Source organism: Clostridium thermosuccinogenes, assembly GCF_002896855.1.
Lineage (GTDB): Bacteria > Bacillota > Clostridia > Acetivibrionales > DSM-5807 > Pseudoclostridium > Pseudoclostridium thermosuccinogenes.
On the sequence record NZ_CP021850.1, the window covers coordinates 267,436 to 285,188 of the forward strand.

General features: G+C 36.0%; 13 protein-coding genes and 1 pseudogene. All 14 read left to right on the plus strand.

Features of this window, described 5'->3' with window-relative positions; all coding sequences use genetic code 11:
- Positions 1 to 1,894 precede the first annotated feature (1,894 nt).
- The 14 genes and pseudogenes from CDO33_RS01190 to CDO33_RS01260 all read left to right on the plus strand — a co-directional run bounded on the left by CDO33_RS01190 (position 1,895) and on the right by CDO33_RS01260 (position 17,747).
- Complete coding sequence (locus CDO33_RS01190; protein WP_161496431.1) at positions 1,895 to 3,289, plus strand: oligosaccharide flippase family protein; 1,395 nt, start codon at positions 1,895 to 1,897, stop codon at positions 3,287 to 3,289.
- A gap of 192 nt (positions 3,290 to 3,481) precedes the next feature.
- Entirely contained in the window at positions 3,482 to 4,579 is a 1,098-nt protein-coding gene (gene glf / locus CDO33_RS01195) for a UDP-galactopyranose mutase (protein ID WP_103080284.1), read from the plus strand.
- Between the two features lie 83 nt (positions 4,580 to 4,662).
- Positions 4,663 to 6,045 (plus strand): IS3 family transposase, encoded by a 1,383-nt coding sequence (locus CDO33_RS01200; protein WP_103102754.1) that lies wholly within the window; start codon positions 4,663 to 4,665, stop codon positions 6,043 to 6,045.
- Between the two features lie 28 nt (positions 6,046 to 6,073).
- Positions 6,074 to 6,589, plus strand: a pseudogene (locus tag CDO33_RS01205) (transposase); the annotation flags it as partial.
- 504 nt (positions 6,590 to 7,093) lie between these two features.
- Complete coding sequence (rfbA, locus tag CDO33_RS01210) at positions 7,094 to 8,077, plus strand: glucose-1-phosphate thymidylyltransferase RfbA (RefSeq protein WP_103081718.1); 984 nt, start codon at positions 7,094 to 7,096, stop codon at positions 8,075 to 8,077.
- Entirely contained in the window at positions 8,028 to 8,582 is a 555-nt protein-coding gene (rfbC, locus tag CDO33_RS01215; RefSeq protein WP_103081719.1) for a dTDP-4-dehydrorhamnose 3,5-epimerase, read from the plus strand. Before rfbA ends, rfbC begins: the two co-directional genes overlap by 50 nt.
- A 20-nt stretch (positions 8,583 to 8,602) precedes the next feature.
- Positions 8,603 to 9,634 (plus strand): dTDP-glucose 4,6-dehydratase, encoded by a 1,032-nt coding sequence (gene rfbB, locus CDO33_RS01220; RefSeq protein ID WP_103081720.1) that lies wholly within the window; start codon positions 8,603 to 8,605, stop codon positions 9,632 to 9,634.
- Positions 9,635 to 9,749: 115 nt separating this feature from the next.
- Entirely contained in the window at positions 9,750 to 10,607 is an 858-nt protein-coding gene (gene rfbD, locus CDO33_RS01225; RefSeq protein ID WP_103081721.1) for a dTDP-4-dehydrorhamnose reductase, read from the plus strand.
- A 519-nt stretch (positions 10,608 to 11,126) separates the two neighbouring features.
- Positions 11,127 to 11,972, plus strand: coding sequence for a heparinase II/III domain-containing protein (locus CDO33_RS01230; RefSeq protein ID WP_161496673.1), 846 nt, complete (start codon positions 11,127 to 11,129; stop codon positions 11,970 to 11,972).
- A 35-nt stretch (positions 11,973 to 12,007) separates the two neighbouring features.
- On the plus strand, positions 12,008 to 13,369 hold the full coding sequence (locus CDO33_RS01235; protein ID WP_103081723.1) for an FAD-dependent oxidoreductase: 1,362 nt from the start codon (positions 12,008 to 12,010) through the stop codon (positions 13,367 to 13,369).
- A 75-nt stretch (positions 13,370 to 13,444) separates the two neighbouring features.
- Positions 13,445 to 14,200, plus strand: coding sequence for an FAD-dependent oxidoreductase (locus CDO33_RS21110; protein WP_202972410.1), 756 nt, complete (start codon positions 13,445 to 13,447; stop codon positions 14,198 to 14,200).
- Between the two features lie 416 nt (positions 14,201 to 14,616).
- Positions 14,617 to 15,675 (plus strand): 3'-5' exonuclease, encoded by a 1,059-nt coding sequence (locus CDO33_RS01250; RefSeq protein WP_161496524.1) that lies wholly within the window; start codon positions 14,617 to 14,619, stop codon positions 15,673 to 15,675.
- 14 nt (positions 15,676 to 15,689) lie between these two features.
- Positions 15,690 to 17,381: a hypothetical protein gene (locus CDO33_RS01255; RefSeq protein WP_103081725.1), complete on the plus strand. Its 1,692-nt coding sequence runs from the start codon at positions 15,690 to 15,692 to the stop codon at positions 17,379 to 17,381.
- A gap of 3 nt (positions 17,382 to 17,384) precedes the next feature.
- Positions 17,385 to 17,747 carry a hypothetical protein gene (locus CDO33_RS01260; protein WP_103081726.1) on the plus strand — a complete coding sequence of 121 codons (363 nt, stop codon included), beginning with the start codon at positions 17,385 to 17,387 and terminating at the stop codon, positions 17,745 to 17,747.
- Positions 17,748 to 17,753 lie beyond the last annotated feature (6 nt).

Genomic DNA, 17,753 nt, shown 5'->3' on the forward strand with positions numbered 1-17,753 from the left:
ATAGCAGATAAGTGCTGTACTTATATCCAATTGTGCTACAATATCAATAAGACTGCTAAGGCTCAGAAAAGAATTTGGAAAAAGTTACGGGAGCTAAAAGATGAACTGCTTGAAGGAAAGCGAGTTCCTGAACATGAGCTTCTCTAGATAAAGCACTTTGGGAAAAGACCATATCGGTTTGAACACACAGGTGTCAGTCAGAAAAAATGTAGTTAAAAAGCTAAGTGTTATTAATGTTTCTTGTATTAATCAAAAATGAAACAATGGGCTCCATTACCAACTTATATTGCATCATAGCAATGATGTATTGGAGAAAGCTTTTGCTAATCTTGAGGAACTGCCAATCTATGCTGATCAATGGCTTCATTGGAACAGAACCGTGATGTAAAACTGTCTGTGAAGTTTATTGCATTAATCTGTATTTCATACATTATGAAGCAGATGTAGAATTTATTTAGGTTTACACACTCCAAGGTGCCCTAGATGAGCTTGACGTTGTTGAATGCGTTAAGAATCTGGGTCAGGAACTACGTGCTGGTGGTGAGCTTCTTTGTAAATTAAAAGGATTTACATATGGCTCGGAGTGAAGCAGCCAGTATTGTTATGACTGTGCGAGAATTCGAGATTCAACCTGCTAAATACAAATATTTACAGCTTAAGTATTGAGCCATGTAATAGGTATCATAGTAACAGAACTTTAAATACAGAAGTCTAATATTATACAAAAGAACTTGAATAAATTATGCACACATGCATTACGATTAGTTTTAAAAACTATATTACAAGTATAAAAGGATGCAAAGTTAAAAATCAAGATTCTTGCAGTACTAATGATTTAAAATGGACAAACAAGTTATAGGTGTCTATTAACTTGCATAAGTCAGATTTCACAATACAGAGGTGGATGCACAGATATAACCAATTTGGAGTGCTCGTTCTTCATATCAGAACCTATGGCAATAGAAAAAGTTATTTATCTGTAGAGCAGAAGAAATTAGTAAATGGGGTTCTGCAAAAATCTTCAAGAGAAAGCGGCTTTAGCCACAGCTATCGGACAATGAGATATTCGCTATATGGATAATTAAATAATTTGATATAAAGTATTAACCAGGTAGTTACTACAGGTTGGTTCGCTCACTTTGATTCGCACTACAACAACCTAAGAAACAAAGCTGTAATGCTAGCAATGAAATGCAAAATTAGTTAAAGGAAAAGTAGAATAATAGAGTGTTCATTTACCAGAATGAGGCTATAATAACTGATGAAGCAACTTCAATGGCTAAGTGGTCTCTTAATAAAAATCAAGCTATGGTACTAATAACTGGCAAAAATTCACGCAAACGGGAAGATGTGTTTGGAGCAGTAAGCCTTGAGACATGAGAAGTTTACTACAAGACTTTTGATAAAGGAGACATAGATCTTTGTAGTATTTTAAAGTAGTCTTGCAGAGTATTATGTAAACTAGGGAGTTATCTTGTTAATGGCTTGTGTACGGTAACATTCCACCATTGCTGTTTGAGAGTTTGTGTTTTTTGATAGTATTGATAAGCATCTACCTCCTTACAGTTCGACTCTAAATACAATGGAGAACCGGTGGAAATATATTCGTAATAGTGAAACTCATAAGGAGTTGTTCGACGGTATCAATCAAATAGTAAAAGCTATTAGCAAGTACTTTACGTACTTTAAGTGTTAACCAGCTTAGGTAAGGGGATTGTGCAAGTATATATTTTAATTGCTTGCTGTTATTTATCTGTTTTACTGAAAATTATATGGTTAGTTGAAATATTATGCTGAAGTTTTCAAATCACAAGTTTTTAGCTTAAGTTAGATTAGGTAAAGAAATGTAGCTTTTCTCATAATTGAGTACTTAACTTTATTTAGGATGGATATTATGAATAAATACAAAAAATTACTTGGTAATTCGATCGTATTTGGAATAGGTAATTTCGGAAGTAAATTAATTTCTGTAATTTTAGTTCCTTTGTATACCCATTATCTGTCTACCTCAGAATATGGAATAGTGGATATAATAACGACGACAATTAATTTATTACTGCCTGTTATTTCATTAAGTATTTATGAATCTGTTTTAAGATTTGCTATGGATGAAAGTGAATCTAGATTTTCAGTTTTAACTAATGCTTTAGCTGTAACAATATTGGGTTCATTAATTGCTCTTATATTTTATCCATTACTAAGATATTTCAATGTTTTAGATGGACTACTTAATTATATGTATATAATTTTAATATTACAAGCTTTTCAAGCCTTGCTGTCTCAATATGCAAGAGCTATAGGAAAAGTAAAGGAATATGCTATAAATGGTATTATTCAAACCTCAGTGATTAGTTTAAGCAACATTTTATTATTAGTAATTTTTAGGGAGGGTATTAGAGGTTATCTTCTTAGTATAGTGTTATCTAACATAGTATCAATATTATTTTTTATTATGGCAACGAATATGTTTGTAGATAGTAGTTATGGCAAACTCAATAAAAAATTGATAAAAAATATGTTACAATACTCAATACCACTAATACCAAATTCCTTTATGTGGTGGCTTGTAAATACTTCAAATCGTTATTTTATAATGTATTATGAAGGAGTTGATATAAATGGACTTTATGCAGTAGCGAATAAAATACCGACTTTACTAACATTATTCACCTCGGTATTCAGCCAAGCATGGCAGTTATCAGCTATTATGGAGTATGATTCTGAAGATAGTTCTAAATTTTATTCAAATATATTCTCTTGTTTTCAAGTGTTATTATCATTATGTACTTCAGCTATTTTAGTAATGTTAAAGGTTATAATGAGGATAACTGTAGCTGACGAATATTATTTATCATGGAAGTATGTACCGTTTTTGTTACTAGGTGTTGTGTTTTCGAGTTTTTCAGGCTTTTTAGGAACTAATTATACTGCAGCTAAAAATACAAAAGGGGTTTTTAAAACTTCATTAGCAGGTGGTATAATTTGTGTTGTATTGAATTTTATCTTAGTACCAGTTATAGGAGCAGTTGGAGCTGGCATATCAACAGCAGTTGGGTATTTGATAATGTGGATTTTTCGTGTTATAGATACAAAGCGATATATTGATATGAGTATAGATAATAAAAATTTAGTTTGTAGTTTTGTAATAATATTATTGCAAATTATTGTGTTGTTTTTGAATTTTAACACTATCATCGAAACATTAATTTTGGCATCATTATTAATTATGTTATTAATATTAGATAGAAGAAAACTTCAGTTGTTATTATCGACCATGAGAAAAAAATAGTGTAATTAGAATATTCCTAAGAAATATAATGTTATTGCTATAAAAGAGACTGGTATAAAAACTATGGCAACAGAATTCTGAATGAGACTGTGAATATAATTGCATTAATGAAAATCTTGTTTGAAGTTAAGTAATAAGCTATAAAAGCATAATGGTAAATTCCATAAAACAGTGATGTATGAGGAGGTAGAAATGAGGTACGATTATTTAATAGTTGGTGCTGGAATATTCGGTAGTATATTTGCTCATGAAGCAAATAAGCGTGGAAAGAAATGTTTAGTAATTGATAAACGAAACCATGTTGGTGGTAATATCTTTACTGAGAATATTAAAGGTATTAATGTTCATAAATATGGTGCACATATTTTTCATACAGACAATAAAAGAGTTTGGGATTATATGAATAATTTTGCTGAGTTTAATAGGTATACTAACTCTCCGATTGCTATTTATGAAGATGAACTTTATAACTTGCCGTTTAATATGAATACGTTTTATAAGATGTGGGGCGTAAAAACACCTGCTGAAGCTAAAGCAAAAATAGAAAAGCAGATTGCAGAAGCTAATATTTCAGTACCAAAAAATTTGGAAGAACAAGCTATAAGTTTGGTTGGCAGGGATATTTATGAAAAATTGATAAAAGGATATACAGAAAAACAATGGGGTATGAAAGCGACAGAGTTACCTCCCTTTATAATTAAAAGATTACCAGTTCGTTTTACTTACGATAACAATTATTTTAATGATAAATTTCAGGGTATTCCAATTGGAGGATACACACAGATTATTGAAAAGATGCTTAAAGGTATAGATGTAAAATTAAATACTGACTTTTTTATATATAGAGATGAATTAGAATCACAGGCAGACAAGGTGCTATTTACTGGTATGATAGATGAATTCTACAATTATTGTTATGGAGAGTTAGAATATAGGAGTTTAAGGTTTGAGCATGAGATACTTGATATGGAAAACTATCAAGGTAATGCTGTAGTAAACTATACAGAGTACGAAGTGCCATATACTCGTATAATTGAACATAAACATTTTGAGTATGGAACACAACCTAAAACTGTAATTACTAAAGAATATCCGGTAAAATGGAAAAAAGGTGATGAACCTTACTATCCAATAAATAATGATAAGAATAATTTAATATATTCAAAATACAAGGAACTTGCTAATAAAGAAACTAAATATATTTTTGGTGGTAGATTAGCAGAATATAAGTATTATGATATGGATCAAGTAATAGAGCGCGCATTATATATGGTTGAAAAAGAAATTTAAAGAATGAAATATTGATAATAACTGAATGGGGGGTGCGGACATAAAGTTGGACACTATTGAGATTCGGGAAGGAGTAACAATACGTGTATTCAAAATATCAGCGAAAAAAGGCATTGCAACTTTATGATCAATGTAAATCTGTAAGTAAGGTTATTCAACAACTGGGATATCCAACTCGAAAAAGACTGTATGATTGGATTGCCGAGCGTAATTCCCTGCCAAGCAGAAAAGCTCCCAGACAAAAATATAACAATACTCCTGAACATCCTAGACATCCACCACTTGAACTTAAGCTTGAAGCAATTAAGCGTTGCTTTGAAATGGGAGAGAATGTACAATTAGTATCAGAAGAAATTGGATATAGCAGAGCCAGTATCTATACGTGGCGAAAAAAGTATATCCTGAAAGGAGCTGCTGGACTTATGAATACCAGTGACAACCCCCGTGGTAAATTGCCCCCAGGAGATACAGTCTCTTTCAAAGAGGTTGAACAGTTGAAAGCTCAGATACTGGATATGCAGTTAGAAATAGATATCCTAAAGGAGACACTAGATGTCTTAAAAAAAGACCCAGGCGCCGATATAACAGTTCTCAAGAATCGGGAGAAGGCAGTGATTATCGGTGTCCTGAAAGATAAGTATTCACTGCCATTGCTTCTACATAAACTTAATCTGCCAAAAAGCAGTTATTATTATCAATGTAATCGGATGAAGTGTTCCGATAAATATGCAACATTACGTACTCGTATTATAGAATTATTCAATAAAACCACGGAGAGATATGGATATCGAAGAATTTATGCATTATTAGTCAAAGAAGGCATTCGTGTATCGGAAAAGGTAGTAAGAAAAACCATGCCTGAAGATAAGTTGATAGTGCGAGACAAACGCAGAAATAAATACAATTCATATAAAGGTGATATTTCACCTGAGGTTCCCAATATCGTTAAACGTGATTTTCATGCTGATGCACCAAATAAAAAGTGGCTTACTGATATAACAGAGTTCGCTATTCCAGCCGGAAAGGTATATCTGTCACCTATAGTAGATTGTTTTGACGGAATGCTTCCTGCATGGAGAATAAGCACAACACCGGATGCCCAACTAGTCAACAGTATGTTAGATGATGCAATAAGTACCCTTAATAATAATGAACATCCAATCATCCATACAGATCAAGGTTGCCATTATCGATGGCCGGGCTGGATATCTAGAATGGATAATGCAGGCCTATGCAGATCCATGTCAAAGAAAGGATGTTCACCAGATAATTCAGCTTGTGAAGGATTTTTTGGAAGATTGAAAAATGAAATATTTTACAATCGTAATTGGGCAGGTGTAACTATAGAACAATTTATAGGAATCCTTAATGATTATCTTATATGGTATAATGAAACTAGAATTAAAATATCACTTGGAAATATGAGTCCATTGGAGTACCGACGAAGTCTTGGATTAGCCTCTTAAGCTGTCCAAGAAAACGTCCGCACCCCCAGATAAGTGCCTGGGACTCTTAGATGCAATAAATGAGGTTTATCCAGATGCAAAGTATCAGCGTTGTACCGTTCATTTCTATCGAAATGTATTTACAGTTACCCCACGTTCCAAGATAAAAGAGGTAGCCGTAATGCTGAAAGCCATTCATGCGCAAGAGAATAAAGAGGCAGCAAGGCAAAAGGCACAGAGTGTGGTTAAGAAACTACGAGAAATGAAACTTAAAGAAGCAGCTGATAAGGTAGAAAGGGGCATCGAGGAAACGCTGGCTTACATGGATTTCCCCTATGCCCATTGGCAAAAATTGCGGAGTAATAATGTTATTGAACGACTTAATCGAGAGATCAGGCGCAGGACAAGGGTTGTAGGAACCTTCCCTGATGGAAACTCAGCCTTAATGTTAGTTTGTGCAAGGTTACGCTATGTTGCAAGCAAGGACTGGGGAACTAAGCGCTACATGAGCATGAAACACCTTGAGGAAATAAACATTGATGAATCACTAATGACAGTTAGTTAGCAGCTGGCTACCAAACGGAATGAATTTGCGAAAAAATCTTGACGGTACCAAGAAGTTTTTAATGAGAAAAGAATGGTAGAAGTTTACAGATTAATATGAGGGGAATATTATATATTGAAAAAGTTACAATTTATCTTATTGATTTGCGTGACATACTTATTGATAAGTTAGTGCTATTTATTTTAGAGAAAATCTCCATTATAACAAATCGAATTTCCCAAAGTGAGTGAGAAGTTAAACTTAAAACAAACTTGTGGGGAAAGATGTGAAGCATTCCATGAATTTTCCGCCACGCTATTTAATGAGAGTTTATCAAATGAGTTTGAAGTAATAATCATGTTGAGTTACTATATTTTAATATTTTGCATTTATGTAATTTAAGTTCTGAATCCTTAAGGAAATACGTTTTGTAAAAGTGGCAAATCAGAAGTACAATTTTGGAAATTTATTATACAGTAGTAAACGCACCATTATAAATTAATTATGAGCAAATAGGTGATAAATATGAAAGGTATCATATTAGCCGGTGGTAGCGGAACGCGCCTCTACCCACTTACAAAAGTAACATCAAAGCAATTGCTGCCTGTGTACGACAAGCCAATGATTTACTACCCTATGAGCATATTAATGGAAGCAGAGATCCAGGATATATTAATCATATCCACGCCTGAAGATACACCAAGATTTGAGGAATTGCTGGGTGACGGAAGCCAGTTTGGCATAAACTTGTCCTATGCAGTGCAGCCTTCACCGGACGGCTTGGCTCAGGCCTTTATCATAGGAGAGGATTTCATAGGTTCTGATTCTGTAGCAATGATTTTGGGAGACAATATATTCCACGGTCATGGATTGAAAAAGCGTCTGGTGGCAGCAGCGAACAAGAGGACAGGAGCGACCATATTCGGATATTATGTAGATGATCCGGAACGTTTTGGGGTAGTGGAGTTTGATGAGGAAGGCAGAGCTATATCTATTGAGGAGAAACCAAAAGTGCCAAAATCCAATTATGCAGTAACCGGCCTTTATTTCTATGATAACCGGGTGGTGGAATATGCAAAGAGCCTTAAACCTTCTGCCCGTGGAGAGTTGGAGATTACCGATTTAAACCGCATTTACCTGGAGGCTGGCGAGCTGGATGTAATACTTTTGGGACAGGGCTTTACCTGGCTGGATACCGGAACCCACGAATCCCTTGCAGATGCGACCAATTTTGTAAGGGAAATTGAGACCCACTCCCATCGAAAGATAGCATGCCTGGAGGAAATCGCTTACCTAAATGGTTGGATTACTAAAGAACAGGTAATGGAAGCGTATGAGGAGTATAAAAAGAATCAGTATGGGCAGTATCTAAAAGATGTAGTGGATGGTAAGTTTATTGACAAGAATTTAATGTATAATAAATACTTACGTGCTGTATATAGAAAAGAGAGGAAGAAGTATGAAAGCTATAAAAACAGAATTGGAGGAAGTATTAGTAATAGAGCTTGACTGTTATGGCGATAACAGGGGATGGTTCATGGAATGCTATAACCAGGATAAGTTCCATAAGCTGGGTATTGATACAGTGTTTGTTCAGGACAACCACTCCATGTCGGCTGTAAAAGGGACTCTTAGGGGACTGCATTTTCAGAATAACCCCATGGCTCAGGCAAAGTTGGTAAGATGCACAAAAGGTGCAATACTGGATGTTGCTGTGGACATCAGAAAGAATAGCCCTACGTATAAAAAATGGGTGGCTGTCGAGCTGACGGAGGAAAATAAGAAGATGCTTTATATACCGAGGGGCTTCGCCCATGGGTTCCTTACTTTGACTGACAATGTGGAGGTTCAGTACAAGGTGGACAACCTTTATTCCAAAGAGCATGACAGAAGCATTCGTTACGATGATCCTACCATAGGAGTGAATTGGGGAGATATCGAACCTATTTTATCCGATAAAGATAGAAATGCTCCATTATTGGATGACAGTGATGCAAACTTTATATTTGAGTAATTGCATTGGAGGATATTGATATGAAAATTCTAATCACTGGCGGTGCCGGGTTCATTGGCGGCAACTTCGTCCATTACATTTTAAACAAGTATCCTGATTACAAAATCCTGTGCCTGGACAAGCTGACTTATGCCGGCAATCTGGAAACCCTGAAGCCTGTAATGGACAATCCTAATTTCAAATTCATAAAAGGTGACATTTCAGACCGGGAATTTATATATGAATTGTTTTCGGAAGAAAAACCCGACATGGTTGTAAATTTTGCAGCGGAGAGCCATGTAGACCGATCCATAGAGGATCCTGGGATATTCCTTAAAACCAATGTGATTGGTACAGGGGTGCTTATGGATGCCTGCCGGAAGTTTGGCATAAAAAGGTACCATCAGGTTTCCACCGATGAGGTGTACGGAGATCTTCCCCTAGAAAGGCCTGACCTTTTCTTTACTGAGGAGACTCCCATTCATGCATCAAGCCCCTACTCAGCGTCAAAAGCATCGGCAGATCTGCTGGTGCAGGCTTACTACCGCACCTACAAGCTGCCGGTTACTATATCCCGCTGCAGCAATAACTACGGGCCATACCATTTTCCTGAGAAGCTTATACCACTAATCATTACCCGTGCTCTGGCTGATGAAGAGCTGCCTGTCTATGGAACCGGAGAAAATGTCCGGGATTGGCTGTATGTAGAAGACCACTGCTCGGCCATCGACCTCATCCTTCATAAGGGAAGAGAGGGAGAGGTATATAATATAGGCGGGCATAATGAACGCACCAATCTCCAAGTGGTAAAGACCATCTTGAAAGAGTTAGGCAAGCCGGAAAGCCTGATCAGATTCGTGGCAGATCGCCCGGGGCATGACCGGCGTTACGCCATTGACCCGACCAAGATTCATAATGAACTGGGATGGCTGCCAGCCACCACTTTTGATGAAGGCATCAAAAAGACAATAAAATGGTATCTGGACAACAGGGAATGGTGGCAGCATATTTTAAGCGGCGAGTATAAAGATTATTTTAACAAAATGTATGGAAACAGACTGGCTGAAAGCTAGGTTTAGAGCGGCTTTCAATTAGCCCTGCCTTGTTATTCAGGTATCACATTGGAAGCAATTGCCGGAGGTTATTGCTTACCAGTGTGGCAAAGAGGTAGTTTTTAGGAGGTAAACGATGAAAGTACTGGTAACCGGTGTTAAAGGTCAGCTAGGCTATGATGTAGTGCTGGAATGTAAAAAACGGAATATTGAAGCCATCGGAGTCGAGATTGACGAAATGGATATCACCGATAAGGCAGCAGTGGAAAAAGTGATCACCGAAGCGCAGGTGGATGCTGTGATACATTGTGCGGCTTACACTGCAGTTGATGCGGCGGAGGACAATGTGGATCTGTGCCGCAGAGTAAATGCCGATGGTACGAAAAATATAGCAGAGGTATGCAAAAGGCTGGATATAAAGATGATGTACTTTTCCACCGACTATGTTTTTGACGGCCACGGCGAGAGACCATGGCAGCCGGAGGATGAGAGAAAGCCTCTTAATGTCTATGGACAGACGAAATATGAAGGGGAGCTTGCCGTGGAAGAATTGCTGCAGAAATATTTTATCCTGCGCATCTCCTGGGTGTTTGGTGTAAACGGAAAGAATTTCGTTAAGACAATGCTGCGTCTGGGTAAAGAAAAAGGGGCAGTCAGCGTTGTTAATGACCAGATAGGTTCACCCACTTATACCGCTGACCTAGCAAGGCTGGTGGTGGACATGATCCAGACTGACAAGTACGGAATATATCATGCAACCAATGAGGGTTTCTGCAGCTGGTACGAATTTGCCTGTGAGATATTCAAGCAGGCTGGAATGATGGATGTGAAGGTAACTCCTGTGGACAGTACAGCTTTTCCTGTAAAAGCTCTAAGACCTAAAAACAGCCGGATGAGCAAGGATAAGCTGGACGCTAATGGTTTTAAAAGGCTCCCCATCTGGCAGGACGCGCTCCAGCGGTATTTGAAGGAGATTGGGTGTAATGAAATTTAAAGCTTTCATATTAAGAGTACCACGTTGTATGCATTATTTTTTTAAATTTGATAATACCAATACTTGGAAAATAACTTGCTTAGAACATCATAAAGAATCTTGTTTGCAGTGTTGAATTCTATGTAAATAGATTCCTTTTAACTTACTCTTAGAAGATAAACTTAAGTATGGAAAGCTAAATCATGCATGCAATACTTGGGATTATGCATTTTGAATTAACAGTGTAATTTTTGGACTCTAGCATATAATATAGTGTAAATAAATTTTATAGAATAAGAATTTTGAACTTGACAGTAACTCTTGAATAATATACAATCTAATTGTCAAATATTTGTCGCTACTCGATATGCGACTAATAAGAGGTCGAGTTCAAATGATTGTCGCTACTCGATATGCGACTAATAAAAGGTCGAGTTCAAATGATTTGAAAGCTCTATCCTTAATTGGATAGGGCTTTTGTTTAATTTTGAGCCATCTATAAAACCACTGCTGTCCTGGATGTATGCAAATATGAACCCTATGCCGTATATACACTTAAATTCTCTGATAAATAGCGGTACAAGAACCACCGGCTATTCGCGCGCGTCCTTATCGGCTCTTATTTATGGACCTGTTGATTTGCCCGAAGCGGAACCACCGGTACGGAAAAGCTTTTTGCTTAAAGCCACGGGTATAGCGGTACTGCAAAATGATAACTTAAGGGTGACTCTTAAGTTTACTGGTGACGGGGGAGGCCATGATCACAATGATAAAAATTCCATCGAGGTTTATGCTTATGACCAATTAATAAGCTATGATGTTGGTACCACAGGCTATGGCATCGCTTTTACCAAGGAATGGAGTCGTTCTTCTATTGCCCATAATATGGTTTGCATTAATGGCCGGCCGCAAAAAAGATCCAAAGCGAGTGTATTGAATTATGATGGCAAAAGCGTATGTGCGCAAGCAAGCGATGCTTATGAAGGGGTGTGTCTTGAGCGCAGTATTTTATTAGAAGAGGAAAGCGGATTCAAGGATATATATGGAGTAAGGTGTGCCAGTGAGTCACAGATTGATTGGGTTTTTCATTGCAAGGGGCAGGTGGAAACGGATTTGCCTTTGGTGGATAAGGAACCCTTTACAGAAGGAAATGGATACGACCAGTTATTTGACCTGAAGCATACATATTTTGATGGTGAATTTGCTGTGAGTTTTTTGCATGAAGGTTATAGGCTTGATATGCATTTTGAAGGAGAAAAAGGTACCGAAGTCATTATTGGCAAATGCTATGGGGCAGATAGGACCGATATTTTGTCTTTTATAATGCTGAGACGGAAAAGAAAAGAGACAGTATTTTCACAGCAAACATACATTACTAAACAATAAAGCCGCAGGGTCTAATAGAGGGAGAGTGAAACATCATGGATACTATCATGGAGCCTGCTAAAAGCATCCCGGTGATTGAGGAAGCAGATGTCTGTGTTTTAGGTGGAAGCTGCACGGGTGTATTTGCTGCGGTAAGAGCAGCCAGGCTTGGGGCAAAGGTTGTTATAGTAGAAAGGCAGAACTCCTTTGGAGGGGTTGCCACATCAGGTTTGGTAAATGTCTGGCATTCATTATATGACAATGAAAAACGGCAGCAAATTATTGCGGGGCTTTCCTATGAAATGATTGAAAGGCTGAAAAAAAGAGATGCCATTATAGACGTGGAAGCAACATTAGGGGTCAATGATTGCAATGCCTATAGATTAAATACGGAAGAGTTAAAAATTGAATTGGACAATCTTATATTGGAAGCAAAGGTTAAACCTTATCTGCATACTCATTATGTTGGGGCAAAAATGGGACAAGATGCAATTGAGGCTGTTTTTATCCACAACAAATCCGGAAGAGGAGCAATCAAAGCAAAGGTATATATTGATGCCACAGGGGATGGGGATTTATGCCGCGATGCAGGGTTACATGCTTATACCGCTGAAAATATGCAGCCACCTACAGCCTGTGCGAAAATATATGGAATGAATTTATTGGGCGATTTCAACTTGCCGTTCATGTTGCAAAAGCATGGTGAAGAATTCGGACTTCAGAAGGATTGGGGCTGGAGAGGAAAGATTCCGGGCATGCCGGAGGTAAGCATGCATGCCGAGACTCATGTTTTTGATGTGAACTGTGCTGTGGCAGATATGCTTACTTACAGTGAGATGGAAGGAAGACGGCAGATCAGAGCGGTTATGGATCTTATAAGGAAATACGCGCCCAATGGAAAAAAGATATCTTTGGTGAATCTTTGCTCTTATATCGGCATACGCGAGACCTATCATATAGAATCAATGTATAAGCTAAAGAATAAGGATGTACTTTATGGAACGAGGTTCCAGGATGCTATTGCTAACGGAAGCTATCGTGTGGATATCCATCATAGCAATGAGCCGGGAATCACTTTAAGATATTTAAACGGAGTCGAAGAAGTGGTTCGTGGTAATGGCATGCCCCATGAGTTCAGAAGATGGAGAGAGGAAACGGAAGTCAATCCAACCTATTATCAGATCCCTTATCGCTCACTAGTATCACAAAAAGTCAAAAACCTGCTTATGGCTGGCCGCATGCTGGATGCGGAAGAAGAAGCATACAGTGCTGTCAGGGTAATGGTGAATACTAATCAGACCGGAGAGGCAGCCGGGGTGGCAGCATATGTTTCTCTTGCACAGGACGGAGACGTTAGAAATGTGAATGCCAACGACGTAAGGAAGCTTTTAAAGGAAGGCGGCTCTATTATTCTCTAAGAATTTATAGAATAAAATAGAAAAAATGATGGGGGTAGCAATGAACATCTATACCTTAAAAGAAAAAAGATTCAGTTGGATGATTCCTGGGATGTGATAGTGATAGGAGGTGGCCCTGCGGGCTGTACGGCTGCAGCAGCAGCTGCGCGGGAAGGTTCAAGGACACTTTTGATAGAGGCTACAGGATGTCTGGGTGGCATGGGTACCTCGGGTTTAGTGCCTGTCTTTTGTCCGTTTTCGGATAAAGAAAAGATTATTTATAGAGGTCTTGCTGAAAAGGTACTGAATGAAATGAAAAAGGGAATGGCTCATGTCGATGATAAGAAGCTGGATTGGGTTCCAATTGATTGTGAGCTTTTAAAACGCATTTATGATGACATGGTAGTGGGAAGTGGTGCACAGGTCCTGTTCAATACATTTTTAAGTGCGGTTGACACTGATGGGCAGGGCAATGACAAAATAGGTCCCGGAGCTCCGCCTGTTAAAACAGAAAAAGGATGGCTTACCACCTTTCATGCGGTAGATTTGGATCCCAGCAGGGGAAAGAACGGTTGGGAGTCTGCATGGAAGAAAAGATACTGTGCCGGTATAATGCTTCTGGATCTGGAGGATCCTTCCAAGGTGATAGGATTATGCAAAGATCCTCTTATTGCTCCTGAAACAGACTATGAAACTGTAGATGGATTCAGAACTAATGTAATATTCCCAGGGGGAATGATTCTGGAAGATGACGGAGAGGTCAAGATATATTACGGTGCTGCAGATACTGTAGAATGTCTTGCCACAGCCCATGTTGATGATTTGATTAAGCTGTGCAAGCCTGTTGGATAGAGATGGGCTGGAGGGAATGGATTTACTAATGCTTCGGGGATTTACCGGCACTATAATAGTGGACAAGTTTGCTTATACCATTCCTGCAAAAGCTCTAAAGCTGAAAAAAGTCGAATGCCGATGATTTTAGGCGCTTTTTACCTTTTCATTATACTTACATAAGCAGAGCCGGTATGTATGCCGGCTCTGTAAGGCTTATTACACTTTATATCTATAATTGTCCTATCTTAACCCATGTCAAATACTCTAGTGTCTTTTTTTTACATGACTTACTTCTATTACAAGCCATAAATTATAATTTTTTTCTCAATAATAGAAGGGTTTTCCATTGTTTTGTCGAAATAATTATACATATTATTGAAATTACTAGTAATTATGGTATAAATGCAAGCCCAGCTTATTATCGGAGTGAAAATATGACTATTGATATTAATGAATATCTTGAAAGAAAAGAAGAGCCAAAGAAAAAATGGTTTATTTCAGAAAGTGAACTGGATGATGAACAGTATAATGTTTTATATGCAGAAAAAGGCAATCTTATAATAGAAGGGTGTGCAGGTAGCGGAAAAACAAATCTTGCTATGCATAGGCTAATCAAAATAATTAAGGAGGAAAAAGAAACAGCTTTATTTGTTGTTTTTACAAAAGCTTTAAAGAGTTTTATTGAAAGTGGAGTAGAAGCCAATATTTTTAAGAAAGAAAATGTTCAGATTTGCTATGCACACCAAATAGAACAAAAAATTAAAAATAATGATATTCAAAGTTTTGATTATGTTATAATAGATGAAGTTCAAGACTTGGATGTAAGTACTATAAAGAAGATTCTTAGTCTTTGCAAAAAGGAATTTATCTTTTTTGGAGATGATAAACAACAGATTTTTGTTGAAAAGAACAAAGGAATAACATTGGAGCAGATAAGGATGGTTTCCGGGGTTAGTAAAGAAAAATATAAAGTACTAAATAAAAACTATAGGCTTCCAAAGCAAATAGCAAAACTTTCAGGTGCAATCATTGATGATAATGGTGAGTTGCTTTCCAAATGTGTTAGAGATGACGGAACAAAACCGGTACTTGTTAAATGCAAGTCTTTTATTGATGAAATAGATTTTATAATAAGGAAAATTAAGAGTGAAAGATTAACAGATGTAGGAATTATATATAACAGGAACGAGTTGGTGGAGAAGGCTAGACAAGCTTTTGAAAGCAAGGGCATGGAAGTAGAATATAAGTATAAAACTTGGAATTACCTGAATTTTAATACGGACTTGCCCAAAATAGTAACTTATCATAGTGCTAAAGGTTTAGAGTTTGATACTGTTTTTTTGCCATCATGCTCAATGGACTATGAAAAGCATAATTATAGAGAATCTTTATATGTAGCTTGTACAAGAGCAACGAAGTCATTATATATAACTTACATAGATCACTTAACTCCTTATATAAAAGTTGAATTTTGCAATCAAATATCATTTTAAGGAGATTATACGATATGATATTTTATATACCAATAACATCATTAAATTTTAATGATATATTTGCAACAGAAAGTATCTCGCCTAAAATTTACTACGAGCATAGGTTGTTTGGAACAAGTAGGCACTTTAGTACAAAAAATGCAGCATTAACCGATGGCATTTTGTTGTTCAAAAATCCTGTAGATGTTGATCTTGATGAAAGTTTGAAATTAATTCAATATCCTCTAGTATTAAAGATGTCATTAAGTAAAAATGATATAGATATGGATAATTTGAAGCAACTAAGTGGTAACATATATGTATACTTAAAAACTATTTACCTGTCTCCAATGAATGTTAAAGTATTGTTTTATTCCGAGGAACATCTTAAAAAAGTTATAGATAATTCATTATATAATTTAGAAACAAAGACATTAAGAAAGTATGCTAATAACTTTGCTATTATTAAAAAGGAGGATAAGGAAAAGAATTTGTGTAACGAGAAACCAAGTGTTTCATATGATATAACAGAGGATTATATAATAAATGAGGTAAAAAACGATTCTTTCTTTAATACAATTAAAGGTTTTTATTACGGATTGCTCTACACCAAACCAGAAATTATTTATAGTAGTGAATATGATATACAAATATTTCAGGTACTGACTTTATTGAATAATATTATATCTAAAAAAAGAAAGTTTTTTAAGAGAATAAATAGAATAAAAGACTTTACTATTAAAGAAAGAGACTTTAATAAGAATAATACAAATATGATAAGAATAAATAATACCAAAAGGAGTATGACGCTTAACAGAAAATACTTTACCAGTGTTTTAGAAGAAGAAGAGATTGGTGTTTTAAACATTATTTTAAATGAAATAGTTCAAGCAAACATGGAAATGAAGCAAAAATTCACTTTTGATTACATTAAAAAATTACTTGTTTCAATTGGTATGAATGTTAGTAAAAGATATGGCGAAAACTCTGTGTATAAAGCAGACTTAGTATATATTTATAAAAGGATGATAAATGGGCAAGCTACTATAGATAGCTCTTATTTAAAATCTGATTTAATGAAGAACTTTTTTGCTGTTTTACTAAAAGGAAAGGACATGCAAGCTTTAAAATCCTATCTGTCTGCTGAAGCAAATAGGAAACCATGTATTGCCTTTGCTATTGCAGGAGCTATAATAGGCTTCGCAGATTTACCAAAAACTTTTACAAAGCCAATATTTGATAATGCTCAATTATCTATGGATATTGATTTTCAATTGAGAAATATAAGGATTATGATTTGGAAATATAATAATAGTAAATATATATATTGTAAGAGATTATTTTCTCTTATTACGATTCTGAAAAGATGTGATAACTATTATAATTTTATAAAAAAACTTCCATACATCAAAAGTTGTATTGATAAAAACATTGAGTTAATTAATACTGGTGATAGACTAAATGTAATAATACATAGTAGTACCGACACCAGGTACGTGATTGTTTTATATATGAAAAAGTACAAAAATGTCGCTTCGAGGTTTAAGAAAAGAATTGATACAATGGGAATTTCTAAAAATATAATAAAAGGTATTTATCCAGTTTTTACTTACTATAAAATTTCTAATAATGATAGACAGAATTTAAATCCTGACGATGAAAAAGATTTGATTAAAATACTTGAACAAATAAACGGATATTTAACATCAAAAAAGAAGGATGGGTAAGTTATGTATTGCTATAATAAAAGGTCGGCGTATTCTGATAATGAGATAGCAAAGCTCATTAGGGATAAAATGGAAGACAATAATCATACAGCAGCAGACTTGGTCGATATGTACAAAATAAAGTACAAGGACTTAAATGAACAGATTATACAATATATGTGCTCTGGAACGGTTACCTATAACCTAGATATGTATAAGATTGCAGCAGATTATCTGAATATATCTTTTGAAGAATTGACAAGTATAATTGAAGATAATGACGAGTTAAGCTATAGAAAATATTCAGATGAGACATATAATGAGTTTACTGAAATACTTAATTATTTGTTTTCAGAGATGATCAGGCAGGAAAAGCTTAGCCAATGAATAATA